The following is a 14,491-nucleotide window of genomic DNA, read 5'->3' on the forward strand; positions in this document are numbered from 1 at the left end:
ACCCGACGCACCTGAGTACAGTTTCTGTTGCCGTTTGCTGAAGCAAGCATAAACAATATAGCATAAACCGCAAACACTATAGCCAAACACCTAAAGGAATAAACATGCCCGGCTCATACTCACGCCTGCTTGGCGTCATCGGCAAACCCAACGTAGGCAAATCCACCTTCTTTAGCGCCGCCACGCTCGCCACGGCAGACATCGCCAACTACCCCTTCACCACCATCAAACCTAACCGCGGCGTCGGCTACGTCCGCTCCCCCTGTGTGCATGGCGAATTTGGCGTGCAAGACAACCCCAACAACAGCCTCTGCCTAGACGGCGCCCGCCTCCTCCCCGTCGAGCTCGTAGACATCGCAGGCATCGTGCCCGGCGCGTGGGAAGGCAAAGGCTTAGGCAACCAGTTCCTCGACGAGATTCGCCGCGCCGACGCCCTCATCCACATTGTTGATGTTTCGGGGGGCACGGACTGTGAGGGCAAAAGCTGCAAGCCCGGCGAGCATGACCCGGTGGAAGATGTGGAGTTTCTGGAGCGGGAAATCACGCTTTGGATGGTTACTATTCTTAAGAAGGATTGGGCGCGCATCGCCCGCACCGCCGAAGCCGACAAAAAAGGCATTGCGCATCACCTTGAAGACCGCCTCAACGGGCTGAGCATCAAACGACAATGCGTTAATGAAGCCGTCCGCAAAGCAGACTTAAACTTAGATAAACCCGCCACGTGGACGGACGACGATTTCTACCGATTCGTCGACGAGTTGCGCCGCATCTCCAAGCCGCTGCTTATTGTCGCCAACAAAATCGACTTGCCCACCGCCAAGGACAACGTGGAGCGCCTCAAAGCTCTGGGGCACATTGTGATTCCAGCCAGCGCCGAAGCCGAACTGGTATTGCGACGCGCCGCCGAGAAAGGCTTAATCGACTACAAACCCGGCGATGGCGACTTCCAGGTTCTGCAGCCGGAGAAGCTTTCGGCAGGGCAGATTCGCGCGTTGGAGCAGGTTAAGGAGAAAATCCTTCAGCCCAACGGCTCCACTGGCGTCCAAGAAGCCTTAAACACTGCCTACTACAAGCTGCTGGACATGATTGTGGTGTACCCGGTGGAGGACGTGGAGCACCTTTGCGACCACAACGGCAGAGTCTTGCCTGATGCTTATCTTGTTCCCAAAGGCACCACCGCCCACCAATTCGCCTACATAATACACACGGAGCTCGGCGAGGGCTTCCTGTATGCGGTGAACGCGCGGGATAAACGTAGAATCGGCGAAGACGCGGAACTAAAAGACCGCGATGTCATAAGTATAGTGAGCGCCAAAAAACGAGCCTAACCCAAAGTAAACGCTACACATGAGCATAGGCAGTCAACAGAAAACCTGTTTCTTTTCTGGTTTTAGCGATGTTTAAATTTGTCTTTTCCCACTTTATGTGTGGGATGCTTTATGGAGTTGGTCAAGCAAGTTAATGTAAAAGTAGATTCAAAGGGCAGAATCTGCATTCCGGCAGAAATCCGCAAAGAAATAGGCGAAACCGCAACCATAAAAAGAGTCCCCGAAGGCTTCCTCCTTGTTCCAGGCAAAAAAGAGGACCCCGTAGAAAAACTGCGCCGCATCATAAATTCAAAACATGAACGAACGGGCAAACCTGAGAATTGGTCGCCTGAAAAAATGAAGTCCATTTGGGGCAAAAGCGAATGATTGTGGGGTTGGACGCCAACATTTTATGCTACGCGCTTGATGATGCTTACCCCGAACATGAAGCCCTAAAGAATCTGCTGCTGGAATTAACCCCTGAAAACAAGGTTGCTCTAAACCCGACAACAATCCATGAATCATACCATACATTGGTGCGTTCCCAGAAGTGGCTGCCTGAAAAAGCTGCAGACGCCCTAATAACCCTCATAACCCTGCCTAACACAGAATTTTACAGCCAAACCAGAAAAACCAGCACCCTAGCCCTCAACCTGTCCGTCCAGTACAATCTAGGCGGAAGAGACGCCCTCATAATCGCAAACTACATGGCAAACCAAATTCCAACCCTCTACACCCACGACAAAAAACTCCTAAAACACCAAAAAATAACCCACAAAAACAACAACCTAACAATCAAAGACCCACTGAACCAAAAATAAACAACAACCTTCCCACCATTGCCTACCCGATAGTCAACTCCCAATATCCCAACAGACTACTAACAGTTATCAACCCCATCCACAACACCAAACATTCTTTGAGATACAAGCAAACAGCGGCTAATGGACGTCCACGACAAACGCAGAATCAGCGAAGACACCATCCTAAAAGACCGCGACGTAATCAGCATAAACAGCACACAAAAACGAACAAAACATACCCACCAAAAACATACTTAACTACAACGACGAAACTGCGATTAAGAGGCGAAACAACAACTCGCAAGAAGACCTTTGACAGAATAGCCTAGCCCTCTTAAAATGGGTAAAATATGATTTCAAGGGAAAGCTAAAACTTTTACATGTAAAACTTGTATTGCTGTTTTATAGCACTCCCTTGAGGAACCTCGCCGAGTACATCACCAACCTTATAGGCACACTTTAAAGTCAATGGTAAGTAACTTGAGTAGTCAGCGGTGTTCCAGTCCAGCCTACTTAGAGCAATCATTTCTTTGGCAATTTCGTCTTGAGTAGCATCGCCGAAATGCTGACTTATCTCGAGCGGCTTTGGAACACGAGGACCAAGATATGCTCTCTGGTACGGTACGTAGCCTTTAGTATATACAAGAAATGAACGTCTTCCAAGGGTTATCGTAGTCCCCCTTAAAACTGCTTTTTCTCCATTTCGATAGAAAAACACCTCTCGACCATCACTTACAGAAATGAAGTCAAATCTAGGAATTTGCTCGCATGCTTTCAAGAAGCCTCTTCTTTCTTCATCCAAATACATTGATGATTTGTGAATAACCACTCGATTTGGTAGTTGCTGCTCGTGGTGTTCCTTGTAAACCGCAATAGCATCTTTCAATACGTCGTAAGCGTTTTCCTCCGAAAGATGGGGGGCACCAAGCTTTTCCATGTCCCACTTAAAATCGTGTCCTCTTACAACCATTCCTTCGCCACTATCGCTAAATACTTGGGCAAGACTTGCACACATCGACTTATCTTGTTTTGTTCTATCTTTGTAAAAGGAAATTCCGACGTAACATGTTCCGCTTCTCAGATTTCCTACTTTCCAAGGAAAATGATTAGACTTATAATAAATGGCAGAGGCAAGGTTCCATACGAGGGAGGAACGGTCTATACCCTTTCTTTTCTTTTTTACGTTACGTCCTGACATTTCCACCGTTGGCTCTAAAATGGTAAGTCTATGCAGTATTGATTGAGTCAGAATCTGTGTAGGTATGTCAAAAGCCAAGCATTTAGCCTTAAGTACACGTCTAAAATCTTGATGCACCGCCATATCCAGAAGATTTTGAGTACTTTCACTTAAAGGAGCAAGAATCTGATATGTTTGAATGTTTTTCCTTATCTTATCCGCTTGCTTCTTGTCTTTTCGTGTGAGAACTGACCTATTTTTTGTGCCAACCATTCCTGCTCCACAATTAGCTTCTATATTTTCAGGCTCATGACAGATAATGACCTCTGGGAGACTAACGCGCCTGCAAATAATGCCTACCTTTTCAGCGTATTTTTCAGCAGCACGTCTTATCCTTGTTTCAGGATTAGAGACTGAGAGAATTTTGTCAACCTCTTTTGAAGTTATTTCTTGGTCGTAATCGGATGAAAGAACCAATCTACAGCGGAACGCTTTCATGAAACCAGGAAAAGATTGGTTCGCAAAAGGTTTTTTCCCAGAACTCAAAATAACATTATTATTGACGTACTCCAAGAAAGAGCTTGTCTCTTGTATCCCTTCACCAGTGCTAACAATTCCAACTCTAATTGTATACATGATATTGGTCTTGGCGTCTGAAGGTCCATTAATCGTTAACCCACGCTTTTGGTCTATGTCTTGCGTTCCGTTAGCAAAATAAAGCGGTGCCTCTTCAATGTACTTCGCCGCATATCTTACTTCAGATTGTCGGCATGCAACCGTACTTTTCACAATGGTTTGTGTCATAACTCGTTCACCGTGAACACTTTATCCAGTGCTGCGCTCTTTTCTATGGCTTGTTCAAAGTAATCAGGCTTGGGTTGTTCATACCAAAGCCTTCGCTTATAATCGCCTTCTATTCCACGGTTAATTGTAGCAAAAGCAGGCATCGTTGCAATAGTAGCTTCCAAATCCTCACCCAAAAATAGTTTCATTTCCTCAGATTGTTCCGACAAAATTGCTGTCCAAAAACGAACATCATCTAGTACAGAGTGGTTTCGCTGCATGTTCATCCATCGCGCGGATAACGATGACATTCGTAATGGAGAAACGGGTTCGATAATACCATCTTTAGTAAAATGCCAACCGGGCAATACTTTGAGAAACAACCAATCATCAACTTGCGTAAAAGTGGCTTTGCATGACCTATGAACATAATGTGGCTTCACTGACTTTGCTTTTTTTACAAGGAAGCGAGTGTACTCTTTTGTTCCAATTCTCCAAGTTCCATTTCTGCTCTCATCGCCTCTATTGAGCAAAGGGAAGAACGTTTTTTTCTTCTTGCTTCTGAAATCATATGTCATATGCAGTTTTTCTTTCATGTGCCTTGTCATTGCCCTATTGAGGAGGTCAATAATCCAACAAGTTTCTTCCCCAGTTAGCAAGCTTTTGGTAGACACTGTTTGACAGGTCGGTTCTAGACACAAGTCTCCGAATCGATACTGCGAATCTTTTAAAGAGGCAAAGCTGTAAATTTTATGTTTCTCCTCGTCAAAGGCAAAGGGCGGGGGGTTCGCGCCCTCACCTAGCAATGGAAAAATATCCCTCCGCCTTTTCACGGTTGTCAATGCAACGTTGATTTTCTCAGGAATTTTTAAAATGGGAAAAATGTTAGATGCTATTTCTTCCTCTTGTACATCAGCGGTTAATGACCCATAATCAATTTGCCCTGTATAAGCTGATGTAGTACGGTCTTTACCCATGGTCTCTCGTAACGTTTTACCCTGAAGCCTTCCAATCAGTTTTTTACTTTCTTTTTCAAAATTCGAATCCGTCTCAAAATTTAGCCATTTTAAAATGCGCATGGATGGTGGAGGCTCACAGTTTCTTCGCATGACTGGAATCATTCTGGCTTTCAAGCCTGCGGGGTCATCGTGTACAGGGATAACACGTTCCAACGTTGTCCAATCAGATTTTAACCAATCAGGCGACATAATGGGAATAATAAAATGTGACGAGGGTTCTGCTTTTTCTATTCTGAGTAAAATATTCTCCCCCGGCTCAATATCCCACTCGGCAAAAAAGACTTTGATTGGTTGTCCGTTAATGTTTTCCTTTTCAATTCTCTCAACAAGTTTTTCTGCAAAATCCTTGTCAGCCTTATTGTATGAGATAAATGCATCATAATCATACTGGCTTTGAGACAGTCAAATCGCCCCTCTTCTACGTTAGTTTTCTTATGATTACTTGTATTTGAATTTTCAGAGTATTGATACTTTAAAAATCGTCGAAGTGAAGCCGATTAAATTTAACAGATAACAGATGCCGAGAATTACTGTATAGGTTCTTTACTGTTTTCCAGCCAGTTGCCAAATGTGGATTGGATAGTTGAATTGTGCTTGCTTTTACTTTTTGTTATGGGCTGTTTTGGGGGTTTAATTTTGGTATTGGAAGGTGTAGTGGGTTTGTTGGTTGTTTTGGTGATTTATGCGCTTTTTTGTAGGGTGATTTTTATTTCTTGGGCGATGTCTTTGCTGATGGGTTGTATGGCGTTTTTGGAGGCTTTCCAGATTTCTATGCCGACAAAGTTTTGGTCTTTATCCATGTCGACGTAGACGTCTTCGTCGAGCATGCGGGTGTCGGTGATTTTGGCGTCTTTGAGTTTGATGTAGAGTATGTCGGCTTTGCGGTCGTATTCAGCTTTCATTTGATTTTCACCCATACGTTGGCGTTTAGTTTGCTGTGGGTTATTTCTTGGGCGGATGATGTAATAAAAGTTGTTATGACTCTCACTTGGTCGCCTTCCGAGGCATAGACGACGAGCAACTGTTGACCGTTGAGCTTTTTGAAAGCCACATAGGCAGCTGATGATAGGTCATAGAAGACAGTGGTAGGCTCTAAGATGGCTTGTATTATTGCCTTCTCGGTTATGCCTCTTTCTTTTGCTCGGTGTTTGCCATGTACAGTAAACTTCATAGGGTTAGCCACTAACTGTTATCGCTTGATTTTGATATTTAATTTTCCCTTTTCTAACACAACGTGATTTTGCGCCTTTTTATAAGAAGGAGAGAAGGTGGTGGTGATGAACGATAGGGTTTGGTGGTTTTTTAAGGCGTTTTTTGTTCTGCCTTTCATTTGGCAAAATTGCTTATAGACTGGCTGGGGCTGTTGGTGTGTGGGCGGATTTAACCGTAAATGGGCCATGCCAGTGCCCGACTGTATTGTGCCGACATTGCTCTCACTGCTTTCTGCTGCAGTCTTTGCTTAAAACGTAACCGCTGTCACGGGGCGCGCACTTTGGGTGCGTTTTTTGCCATCCTATTAGCATCCAAATAGCAATTGTATGCAGACCCTATAGAGGGGAGGAGGAGACGGGCGGAATAACCGTGCGCTTCACGCAGAGAGCCTTCGACGATGTTTGCCTTAGGAGCCGAAGCGGCGTTTGCGGTTCTGATATGTCCTTATGGCTCGAAGCAAGTCGATGAAGCGAAAGTCCGGCCAGTAAACATCCAAAAACAGCAATTCACTGTAGGCGGATTGCCACAAAAGAAACCCGCTCAGCCGCTCTTCGCCTGAGGTGCGGATAATCATGTCAGGGTCCTGTTTAGGCATATGCGACGTGTACAGAAACTTTTCAAACAGCTCCTCATCCACATCCTCCACTTCTAACTCGTTATCCTTAATTTTCTGGGCAATGGTTTTCGCGGCATCCACAATCTCCGCTCTGCCCCCATAGGCAAAGGCAAAATTCAAAAACTGATTGCTATAATTCGCGGTCGCCTGCTCCACATCAGCTATCAACTTCTGCAGGTTTTCCGGCAACAAATTAGCTCTCCCAATGACTTTAACATGCACCTTGTTACGGTGAATACGTTCATCGGTTAGCAACTTCCGAAACTTTTCCTCAGCAATCTGCATGATCTGATCCACTTCCCCGGAGGCACGACGAAAATTCTCCGTGGAAAACGTATACAACGTAACAAACTTTACATCAAGTATTTCAAGCCAATCCAAAAGCTGCTCCACAGTTTCGGCACCTTGCTTATGCCCCAACCACGGATTAATCTCCTGCTCATTAGCCCAACGCCGATTCCCATCCAATATGATAGCTATGTGTTCAGGTTTTTTGCCGTTTTTTATTTGAAGCCAAAGCCACTTTTCATAAGCTTTGTATGCTCCGATTGCCCTCAGAAACCTTTGTAAGCCCACAGTTACCCTCACATCATTAAGCATCTAAGTTTTTAACCGAAATAATTTTACGTACTATAGTAAAACCCGCCAACGGTTCAATTAAATCTTACTCTAGTTTAAATGAGCAAGACTTCACAATCCCATCATAGATATCTGCCTGCAGGCAGTTTTAATGCTGCTCTTGAGGGTTTTGTGGTTTTTCCTCTTCTTTCTCTTCCTCAAGGTCGTCAAGTTTTTCCTTGGGTTTGCCAAAGAAGTCTTTTGCAGACCGCTGAACAATTAACATAACCAAAACCGAGGCAATGGCAACCAGAATACCCACCACAATGTAGAAAACCAAATTAGCGTAACCCAACGCTGGACTGATAAGCACATCCGCGGCACCCGCAAAAATCATGCGGGACCACAACATCGTCACTATAAGAGCAGCATTGCGCAGTAACCTGGCGTCGTGATCAAAATATAGCGGCACCGAACGCCCCACCAAAATGGTGCATAACCCAACGATAATTAAGTCTAACGAACCCCGAAGAAAGTAACCCGCAAAAGAGGGCAAACTGCTCAACCAGTCCGCCGTGCCCACAGGCAAAGGATTCACCCCCCCAATGGCAGCTATGTACCCCGAATAAACGCTTATGCCAATGCAGAGCAACCCAGCGATGGTTGCATAGTTACTGATTTGCACCGGCAGAGGCGGCGGCGAGTATTCGCGAAACCATTTGTACGCGTTTTTGGCTGACCGGTCCACCCCAAAACCTTTGATTAACATAAAACTGCCAACCACCAGAATTATCGCCACAGCGTAATAGTAAACGTCAACTTTCAGAATGGCAAGAATGCTCCAAATCAAAATTAGCAGTCCCGGAAGCCCCAATGCTATGCGGCTGTAACGGGGTTCCTGAACAAGCATCCTCATGTATCGTGAAAAGAGGGCGGCGGTTTCTTCAATGGATTCGCTGTGCTTGACTACTATGCGGCGAATTGAGGAAACAGGAACCCGTGACTCAATAAGCGGCATGATGGCTTCGTCGCTGTAGCCGTCCGTGACTAAGATGACCTCGTCGGCGTTGAACTTTTCAAGCAGGGTGCCCAACTCGGCGACTAGTTTTCTGTCTGCGCCCACCCCGCCTAGTTCGGTGCCGCATATTGTGGCAACCTCAAAAATTTCGTTTGAGTTGTTTTCTTTGGCAAGTCGGTCGTGCAAGCTGACAGCTTCAAACATCGCGTTTGCGTCTGCTTCTTCGGGGTCATTTAACGCCAAAGAAACTGCAGCTTCTAAATTGGCGTTTCTCCCCAGAAGCGGCGTTTTTATGTTCGCCTTGGTTCCGAGATCACAATCTCTGTCAACGCATAGGATGAGGATTCTCTTGAGTATTGGTTCCCCAGTTTTCTCCGACATTAGGTCTCTGACCGAATCTTATAGGCGATGTTAGAGTTTAATCTTCCGTTTCCGTATCATCGCCTGCGAGAAGCTGGAATTCTCTCCAGTCAAGCTTTTCGCCTCGTTGCAGTTTTTCGCGCACAGCTGAACCCATTTTTTCTTTAATTTCCTGCTCTTTGGCTTTCTTTTGCCGTTCAGTTTCAGCTTTTGCAGCTTCAAACTGTTTTTGCCGCTCGACATACTGACCTTGTCGGATTCCAAACAGCTTCTGCCTCTGCTCTATGCACTTGCCGATTTCTTCGTGAAGCGGTTTAATTCTTTCCTTAGCCAAAAGGAATTGCAAATGCAGGTTGGTTGCGTCCTCCCTGATTTTCTTCATTTCTTCAAATTTGGCGAGCATTTTGGCATGAAGGTCTTGGCTTTTCTTGGCGTTTTCGGTTAGTTGACTGTGGAAGGCGTCTGCTTTCTGTTGGTATACCTTAAGCTGGTTCTTTAATTCGTTAATTTTCTTGTTGTGCTGGTCAATCTTTTTGTAGACGCTTAGTTGAATCTCGATTTCCTTCACTTGGTCAATGAGTTTTCTTTCTTCATGCAAATCCATCGATGTGGTTGCAATTTTGAACTCTAAAGCATCAAAGGCTTTTTGCAGTGCCTGACGATTTTGACCAGTGCGTTTTTCTCGCAACTCGCGGATTTTCTGTGTATGCTCTTTTATGGTTTCAATAAAAGGAGCCATCTGTGTCCGAACTTCATCACGTTGCGCCTTCAAGGCTTTGACGCTAACGTTAAGTTGGTCTCTTTCTTTTTTGATGTCAGCAATTTCCTGCCGCAGCGTTTTGGCTTTTTCGTTGAGCTGATCCCTTTGTTCAATGTGCTTTTTTATGTCTTCGTGGGTCTTGTTAAGGTCATCCTTTAAAGAACCAATCCGTTTGTGGATTGCCTCGATTTGCTGGTTGACTGTTGCGATTTCGGTTGTTTTTTGTTCAGTCAAACGGTTTCCTCTTTCGCGCCACTTTATCCTGATGACTGTAGCTTTCGAACTAATATGGGTTTCAGAGGATACTATTATGTTTAATGGATAGAAGAGCCTTTTTCTGTGTTTGCAGGTTAGAAGTTTTAAATACTTTGATGCGCCCAGTCATTTCGGGAAACCCATGGACTATAATTACAGTGACTTACTGAATCGTGCGCGCTCTTGTGTTCCAGAGGTAACAATGAAGAAGGAACGTTTAGAGTTGCCGCGGCTTTTTGTTTCAACTGTTGGGATGCGAACTACCATCTCTAACTTTAAAGAAATTTCCGACACACTTGACCGAGACCCCCAACATATACTCAAATTCCTTACTCGCGAGATGGCCACCGCTGCCACCTACCACGACGGTCGAGCAATCTTTCAGGGGAAATTCCCACGCGACACCTTTGAGCGGCTAATCGGACGCTACATGGAAAGCTTTGTCATCTGCCCCGTCTGCAAACGCCCCGACACAAAAATCCTCAAAGAAAAACGCTTAGCCTTCATTGTTTGTAACGCGTGTGGCGCCAAATCATCCATAAAACAACTCTAGGCGGGCTTGAGTTGGAGGCATGCGTTAACCTCAAAAAAATGGGCAAAAATGTAGTCTTAGCCATCTGTGACTGCGAAGTTTTAGGCAAAACGCTACGGGAAGGCAAACTTGTCTTCCATGTGAAGGAAGAATTCTACGATGGGGGACGCGTGACGGTTGAGGAAGCGGTGGACATGATTGAAAACTCGACCATTGTGAATATGGTGGGCAAGAAATGTGTCGAGACAGCAATCGCCCGGGGCTACGTGCATCCACGGGCAGTGCTGAAAATTGAGGGTATTCCTCACGCCCAAATCGTCAAGCTCTAAAGACCATTTTTTAGGCAACCGTAATACTTTTTTTGTTTTCTCCTAATTATTGGGCATAGTCTAGATAGTATTATATGTTGAGTGTTAACATACTGCTTGGCAGGGATTATATTTGAGTGGAAAAGAATACGAAGAACAAAGAAAGAGCGAGAAGCAAATTACAAAGCAACTTGCCATAGCCGACATCAAAGATTGGATGAGTAAAATTCCTAAAGATAAAGTGAACAAACCTGCCATTGTTGTCGGGACAAAAACTTTTACTCCGCAAGAAATCGAGAAAGAAGTAGAAAACGACACCGAATATGGTCAAGAATTCGCTAAAATTTTAGCGCGGTCTAAAGTGGAATTCGCAAAGAGGGCTGATCAGCAATGAAAGTAGAGAAAAAAGCAATTGATCTTAACGAAAAACTGATTGTTGATAAACTTTCTTACGACTATCTCCTTAGACGATGGAAGCTGAAGGTGTCAAAGAAGCTTTTAATCATAAGGCCAAATGTGCCCGGAGATAACTACACTGCCCTTTTCTCTTACAATGCTGCTGAACAAGTGAAGACCAAGGCGGTTGCTGAGGGCTGGACCGTAACCGACCTGAAAGCCAACGACACCAACAAAGCCAACGTGGAATTAACCATAAACAACGTGAAGCCTGACTTCATCATCCACTATGACCACGGCAGCTCCTACACGTTGTATGGGCAAAGCAGCAACACCATCACAGCAGCAATAAACTCCTCAAACGTTGACCTCCTGTCCAAGAGAGCCGTAAGCACCGTTTCATGCGAAAGCGCATTGGGATTGGGTCCATTAGCCATAAGTTCGGCTGAAACAAAAGCGTACCTTGGTTACGATGAACTGCACTGGGTCCACTTATGGTACCTTGACAAATTTACGGAAGCGGCAAACGCAGCAAACTACGCCCTTTTAGAAGGCAAAACCTACCAGCAAGCCTACGACATAGCCTTTCTGAAATACACCGAGAAATACAACGAACTCGTCACCATCGACACTTCGGCTGCTGGGTTGATGCTTCATGACCGCGACCACCTGCGATTGCTCGGCAACCCCTCCGCGAAAGCCTACAGCGTTACCATATCCCCAATACGAGTCGTCGCCCCAATTTCAAAGTTGAAATTGAAAACCCCGATACGCACTCCAGTACCCACGCCAACACCAAAACCTAAAGCAGCCTCAAAAAAGAAGGCATAACACAAAACACAAGATTAGCGGCACCAAAAGTGCCCACCATTTTTCTGAAAAATTGCTTTCTCCTATTTAGTTAGGCAGTCAAATTGGAAACTGGCGGTTTTAAATCCCGTTTAGGGGGCGTCACTGGTAAAATCTGTTTGTGGTGTTGTCACGTTTAGGTTTTCGATGTTTCAGTTGGCGTCATCCCAAATGGCGTATTTCAAATTTCCGTTGGAGTACTCCAGGTAGCTTAGTAGGAGTCTTTGTTGGCGTCAATTGCCCAGAAGCTGTTTTAGGATTTTTGAACAAAATGTACTACATAACCTCTTTCTGTTTGCTTTAAAACCAGGTTTGTCCAAAACGAAAAAGAAAAAGAAAGGCGAATTTTACTTGGGAATTTTTACTTAGCTACAGAACGTTGCCGACGGCTTTTGAACAGTGCCAGTGCCGCAAAGCATGTGACCACTGCTGCTAAGCTGCCCCAAACGTATTCGGGAAGCACGAACAGGCTGGGTCCGTTGCCGCATGTTCCGGTGGTTGCTGCGCAGCCTGCGTAATTGGTGTCGCCTGAGAATTCAGCTTTGACTGCGTAGACGCCGTTAGGTAGCGTTGCGGGGACATCCCAGTTGTAGCTGTAAGAACCATCTGGTGCCGTTGACACGGAGGTGATTGGAACCCATCCTGAGCAATCAAAGTAACTTAGCATAACCGTTTCGGCTGCAATGCCTGTGTCTCCGCTGGTTAGTGCTCCTGAAATCAGGGTGGTTTCGGTGCCTGTTTTGTCTACGGTTGAAGGGGTGCAGGTGACGGTGATTTCTGTTGCTACTGGTTGTGCTGTCGATGTGCCGTAGTTTGCGGTGATGGTTGCGTCAGATGCGACAGTGGTGTAAGTGCTAGATGTGCCTGAAAGGTCATTGCCATTGGTCCAGCCAGTGAATGTGTAAATCGTGCCGTCCCAGCCTGTTAGGGGCGTTGAAACTTCAACGGTATGGGTTGAGCCAGTTTCCCAGAAGAAGTGGGTTGAAGGCAAATTGTAGTAGTCGTATCCTGTGCCGTCGATTGTTAAGACCACTCCACCCGTGAAGGTTTGCATATCGGTTGCTGCGAAGGTGATTTCAACTGTTGCTGAGGCATAGTTTGCGGTTACTGTGGTGTCCTCATTGGGCACAGTGAATGTTCCTGATGCACTTACGAGTCCGTTTCCGTTTGTCCAACTGGAGAATCGGTACTCGGTTTCATCCCAGCCTGTTATGGGTGTTGAGGCTGCAACGGTGTGAGTTGACCCTGGGGTCCAGATGAATGTGGGTAGGTTCCAGTAGTTGTAGCCTGTTCCGTCGATGGTGAGGATGGTTCCGCTGTATGTGCTTACGTCAGTTGATGTAAATTCTATTTGGACGCTTGCTGACGCATAGTTGGCGGTTACTGTTACTTCGCCTGTGTTTGGTGTCTTAAATGTTCCTGAGGCGCCAGTTAAGCCGTAGCCGTTGGTCCAGCTGGAAAACTGGTATGTTGCATGGTCCCACGCTTCAAGTGGAGTGATTGCTTGAACCGTGTGATGTGAGCCTATTGCCCAATTGAAGGTGGGCATATTCCAGTAATTGTAGCCTGTTCCATCAATGATTAAAATATCAGAGTTTACGTTACTCACTCCGTTTACTGCAAAATTGACGGTTGTCGTCGGCGGGATTCCTTGAGCCTGAAAAACGTTGGGCGCGAGGACGAAAGCAGCCAAAAACGCCGCCACGATTACTGAGTATATTGCTTTTTTGTGCATCATTCAACCTCTTCTGGATTCGTATTTATTAACTCGTCATATGCTGTTGATTTTATAACTGATATTCTGGGTGTCCAAATATTTCGAATATTGGAATGTTTTTGCGTTTTTTCCTGTTAAAAGATGGGAAAACATTCATTTGCCTCGTGTGTTGGTAGCTTAGTGCTGCTTGTTTGTCCGTTTTCAGCTGTCCTGCGGGTGCCTTCACATCTTTAACGCAAAGGTTTTTGTCGTTCTTTGCCCTCTAAGTCGAATTCACTGCGAGTTGATTGACGTTGGATAAGGCGGATTTTTTGAAGTGGAGCCGTAAATACGACAAGGAAACCGGTATATGGCGCCAAAAAGAAGCCGAATTATCTGCTAAACTTCAAAAAAACAAAATGCTAACCCCAGATGACCTCGTCCAAATCGTAGAGTGGCAATTCAAAGACCACGACGCCAAAAAAAGCAAGGTTCTGGAAGCTGTCTCTAAGAATGACCCTGAAAATTTGGGGCGAATCTCCAGCCAAGTTTTCAACGTTGCTGTAGCGGAAGATGCGTACCGCATGCGAAGCTTAACCATGCTCAACGGCGTCAGTCCCGTCTTAGCAAGCGTCATCCTTGCGTTTTTTGACCCCAAACGCTACGGCGTCTTTAACAAACATGCGTATTGTGCCCTTCTTGGAAATGAGCCACCGAACCTGTTCACCACCCAAAACTATCTTCGTTTTCTTGCGGCGTTAAGAAAACTAGCCTGCAAACACAATTTGGATGCGCGTACAATTGAAAAAGCGCTTGTGGCAAAAAGCCTCAACAAATCTTAA

General features: G+C 45.5%; 16 protein-coding genes. 8 read left to right on the plus strand and 8 right to left on the minus strand.

The features are described from left to right. Positions 1-104 precede the first annotated feature (104 nt). The 3 genes from ACBZ72_04070 to ACBZ72_04080 all read left to right on the plus strand — a co-directional run bounded on the left by ACBZ72_04070 (position 105) and on the right by ACBZ72_04080 (position 2,128). Positions 105-1,328 (plus strand): redox-regulated ATPase YchF, encoded by a 1,224-nt coding sequence (locus ACBZ72_04070; GenBank protein ID XES78056.1) that lies wholly within the window; start codon positions 105-107, stop codon positions 1,326-1,328. A 111-nt stretch (positions 1,329-1,439) separates the two neighbouring features. After that, the gene (locus ACBZ72_04075; GenBank protein XES78057.1) at positions 1,440-1,694 is read left to right on the plus strand and encodes a hypothetical protein; all 255 of its coding nucleotides are present in this window, start codon (positions 1,440-1,442) and stop codon (positions 1,692-1,694) included. Continuing rightward, the gene (locus tag ACBZ72_04080) at positions 1,691-2,128 is read left to right on the plus strand and encodes a type II toxin-antitoxin system VapC family toxin (protein XES78058.1); all 438 of its coding nucleotides are present in this window, start codon (positions 1,691-1,693) and stop codon (positions 2,126-2,128) included. The genes ACBZ72_04075 and ACBZ72_04080 overlap by 4 nt, the downstream gene beginning before the upstream one ends. A gap of 358 nt (positions 2,129-2,486) precedes the next feature. Here the strand turns inward: ACBZ72_04080 and ACBZ72_04085 are convergent, their stop codons facing one another. The 7 genes from ACBZ72_04085 to ACBZ72_04115 form a co-directional block, all read right to left on the minus strand. After that, positions 2,487-4,091: a hypothetical protein gene (locus ACBZ72_04085; protein XES78059.1), complete on the minus strand. Its 1,605-nt coding sequence runs from the start codon at positions 4,089-4,091 to the stop codon at positions 2,487-2,489. Next, positions 4,088-5,491, minus strand: coding sequence for a toll/interleukin-1 receptor domain-containing protein (locus ACBZ72_04090; GenBank protein XES78649.1), 1,404 nt, complete (start codon positions 5,489-5,491; stop codon positions 4,088-4,090). Before ACBZ72_04090 ends, ACBZ72_04085 begins: the two co-directional genes overlap by 4 nt. 278 nt (positions 5,492-5,769) lie before the next feature. Then, positions 5,770-5,991 carry a DUF2283 domain-containing protein gene (locus tag ACBZ72_04095; GenBank protein ID XES78060.1) on the minus strand — a complete coding sequence of 74 codons (222 nt, stop codon included), beginning with the start codon at positions 5,989-5,991 and terminating at the stop codon, positions 5,770-5,772. Further along, on the minus strand, positions 5,988-6,260 hold the full coding sequence (locus ACBZ72_04100) for a DUF4258 domain-containing protein (protein XES78061.1): 273 nt from the start codon (positions 6,258-6,260) through the stop codon (positions 5,988-5,990). The genes ACBZ72_04095 and ACBZ72_04100 overlap by 4 nt, the downstream gene beginning before the upstream one ends. Positions 6,261-6,707: 447 nt before the next feature. Continuing rightward, complete coding sequence (uppS, locus tag ACBZ72_04105; GenBank protein XES78062.1) at positions 6,708-7,517, minus strand: polyprenyl diphosphate synthase; 810 nt, start codon at positions 7,515-7,517, stop codon at positions 6,708-6,710. Positions 7,518-7,644: 127 nt separating this feature from the next. Next, a complete protein-coding gene (locus ACBZ72_04110; GenBank protein ID XES78063.1) occupies positions 7,645-8,874 on the minus strand; it encodes a DUF373 family protein in 1,230 nt (409 codons plus the stop codon). A 37-nt stretch (positions 8,875-8,911) separates the two neighbouring features. Further along, the gene (locus ACBZ72_04115; protein ID XES78064.1) at positions 8,912-9,847 is read right to left on the minus strand and encodes a coiled-coil protein; all 936 of its coding nucleotides are present in this window, start codon (positions 9,845-9,847) and stop codon (positions 8,912-8,914) included. A gap of 163 nt (positions 9,848-10,010) precedes the next feature. Here ACBZ72_04115 and ACBZ72_04120 point away from each other — a divergent pair, with 163 nt between their 5' ends. The 4 genes from ACBZ72_04120 to ACBZ72_04135 all read left to right on the plus strand — a co-directional run bounded on the left by ACBZ72_04120 (position 10,011) and on the right by ACBZ72_04135 (position 11,935). Further along, complete coding sequence (locus tag ACBZ72_04120) at positions 10,011-10,421, plus strand: translation initiation factor IF-2 subunit beta (protein XES78065.1); 411 nt, start codon at positions 10,011-10,013, stop codon at positions 10,419-10,421. Between the two features lie 11 nt (positions 10,422-10,432). After that, on the plus strand, positions 10,433-10,729 hold the full coding sequence (locus ACBZ72_04125; GenBank protein XES78066.1) for a DUF424 domain-containing protein: 297 nt from the start codon (positions 10,433-10,435) through the stop codon (positions 10,727-10,729). Positions 10,730-10,841: 112 nt separating this feature from the next. Further along, complete coding sequence (locus ACBZ72_04130; protein ID XES78067.1) at positions 10,842-11,102, plus strand: hypothetical protein; 261 nt, start codon at positions 10,842-10,844, stop codon at positions 11,100-11,102. After that, the gene (locus tag ACBZ72_04135; GenBank protein XES78068.1) at positions 11,099-11,935 is read left to right on the plus strand and encodes a hypothetical protein; all 837 of its coding nucleotides are present in this window, start codon (positions 11,099-11,101) and stop codon (positions 11,933-11,935) included. The genes ACBZ72_04130 and ACBZ72_04135 overlap by 4 nt, the downstream gene beginning before the upstream one ends. 379 nt (positions 11,936-12,314) lie before the next feature. Here the strand turns inward: ACBZ72_04135 and ACBZ72_04140 are convergent, their stop codons facing one another. Next, on the minus strand, positions 12,315-13,691 hold the full coding sequence (locus tag ACBZ72_04140) for a hypothetical protein (protein ID XES78069.1): 1,377 nt from the start codon (positions 13,689-13,691) through the stop codon (positions 12,315-12,317). A gap of 266 nt (positions 13,692-13,957) precedes the next feature. Between ACBZ72_04140 and ACBZ72_04145 the strand changes: the two genes are divergently transcribed. Further along, the gene (locus tag ACBZ72_04145) at positions 13,958-14,491 is read left to right on the plus strand and encodes a hypothetical protein (protein ID XES78070.1); all 534 of its coding nucleotides are present in this window, start codon (positions 13,958-13,960) and stop codon (positions 14,489-14,491) included.

The organism is Candidatus Bathyarchaeia archaeon (assembly GCA_041447175.1).
GTDB lineage: Archaea > Thermoproteota > Bathyarchaeia > Bathyarchaeales > Bathycorpusculaceae > JADGNF01.

What these genes read in the sequence shown, in the direction of transcription:
- ACBZ72_04070 (XES78056.1), top strand. Translation starts at nt 105, where the DNA reads ATGCCCGGCTCATACTCACGCCTGCTTGGCGTCATCGGCAAACCCAAC.
- ACBZ72_04075 (XES78057.1), top strand. Translation starts at nt 1,440, where the DNA reads ATGGAGTTGGTCAAGCAAGTTAATGTAAAAGTAGATTCAAAGGGCAGA.
- ACBZ72_04080 (XES78058.1), top strand. Translation starts at nt 1,691, where the DNA reads ATGATTGTGGGGTTGGACGCCAACATTTTATGCTACGCGCTTGATGAT.
- ACBZ72_04085 (XES78059.1), bottom strand. Translation starts at nt 4,091, where the DNA reads ATGACACAAACCATTGTGAAAAGTACGGTTGCATGCCGACAATCTGAA.
- ACBZ72_04095 (XES78060.1), bottom strand. Translation starts at nt 5,991, where the DNA reads ATGAAAGCTGAATACGACCGCAAAGCCGACATACTCTACATCAAACTC.
- ACBZ72_04100 (XES78061.1), bottom strand. Translation starts at nt 6,260, where the DNA reads ATGAAGTTTACTGTACATGGCAAACACCGAGCAAAAGAAAGAGGCATA.
- uppS (XES78062.1), bottom strand. Translation starts at nt 7,517, where the DNA reads ATGCTTAATGATGTGAGGGTAACTGTGGGCTTACAAAGGTTTCTGAGG.
- ACBZ72_04110 (XES78063.1), bottom strand. Translation starts at nt 8,874, where the DNA reads ATGTCGGAGAAAACTGGGGAACCAATACTCAAGAGAATCCTCATCCTA.
- ACBZ72_04120 (XES78065.1), top strand. Translation starts at nt 10,011, where the DNA reads ATGGACTATAATTACAGTGACTTACTGAATCGTGCGCGCTCTTGTGTT.
- ACBZ72_04135 (XES78068.1), top strand. Translation starts at nt 11,099, where the DNA reads ATGAAAGTAGAGAAAAAAGCAATTGATCTTAACGAAAAACTGATTGTT.
- ACBZ72_04140 (XES78069.1), bottom strand. Translation starts at nt 13,691, where the DNA reads ATGATGCACAAAAAAGCAATATACTCAGTAATCGTGGCGGCGTTTTTG.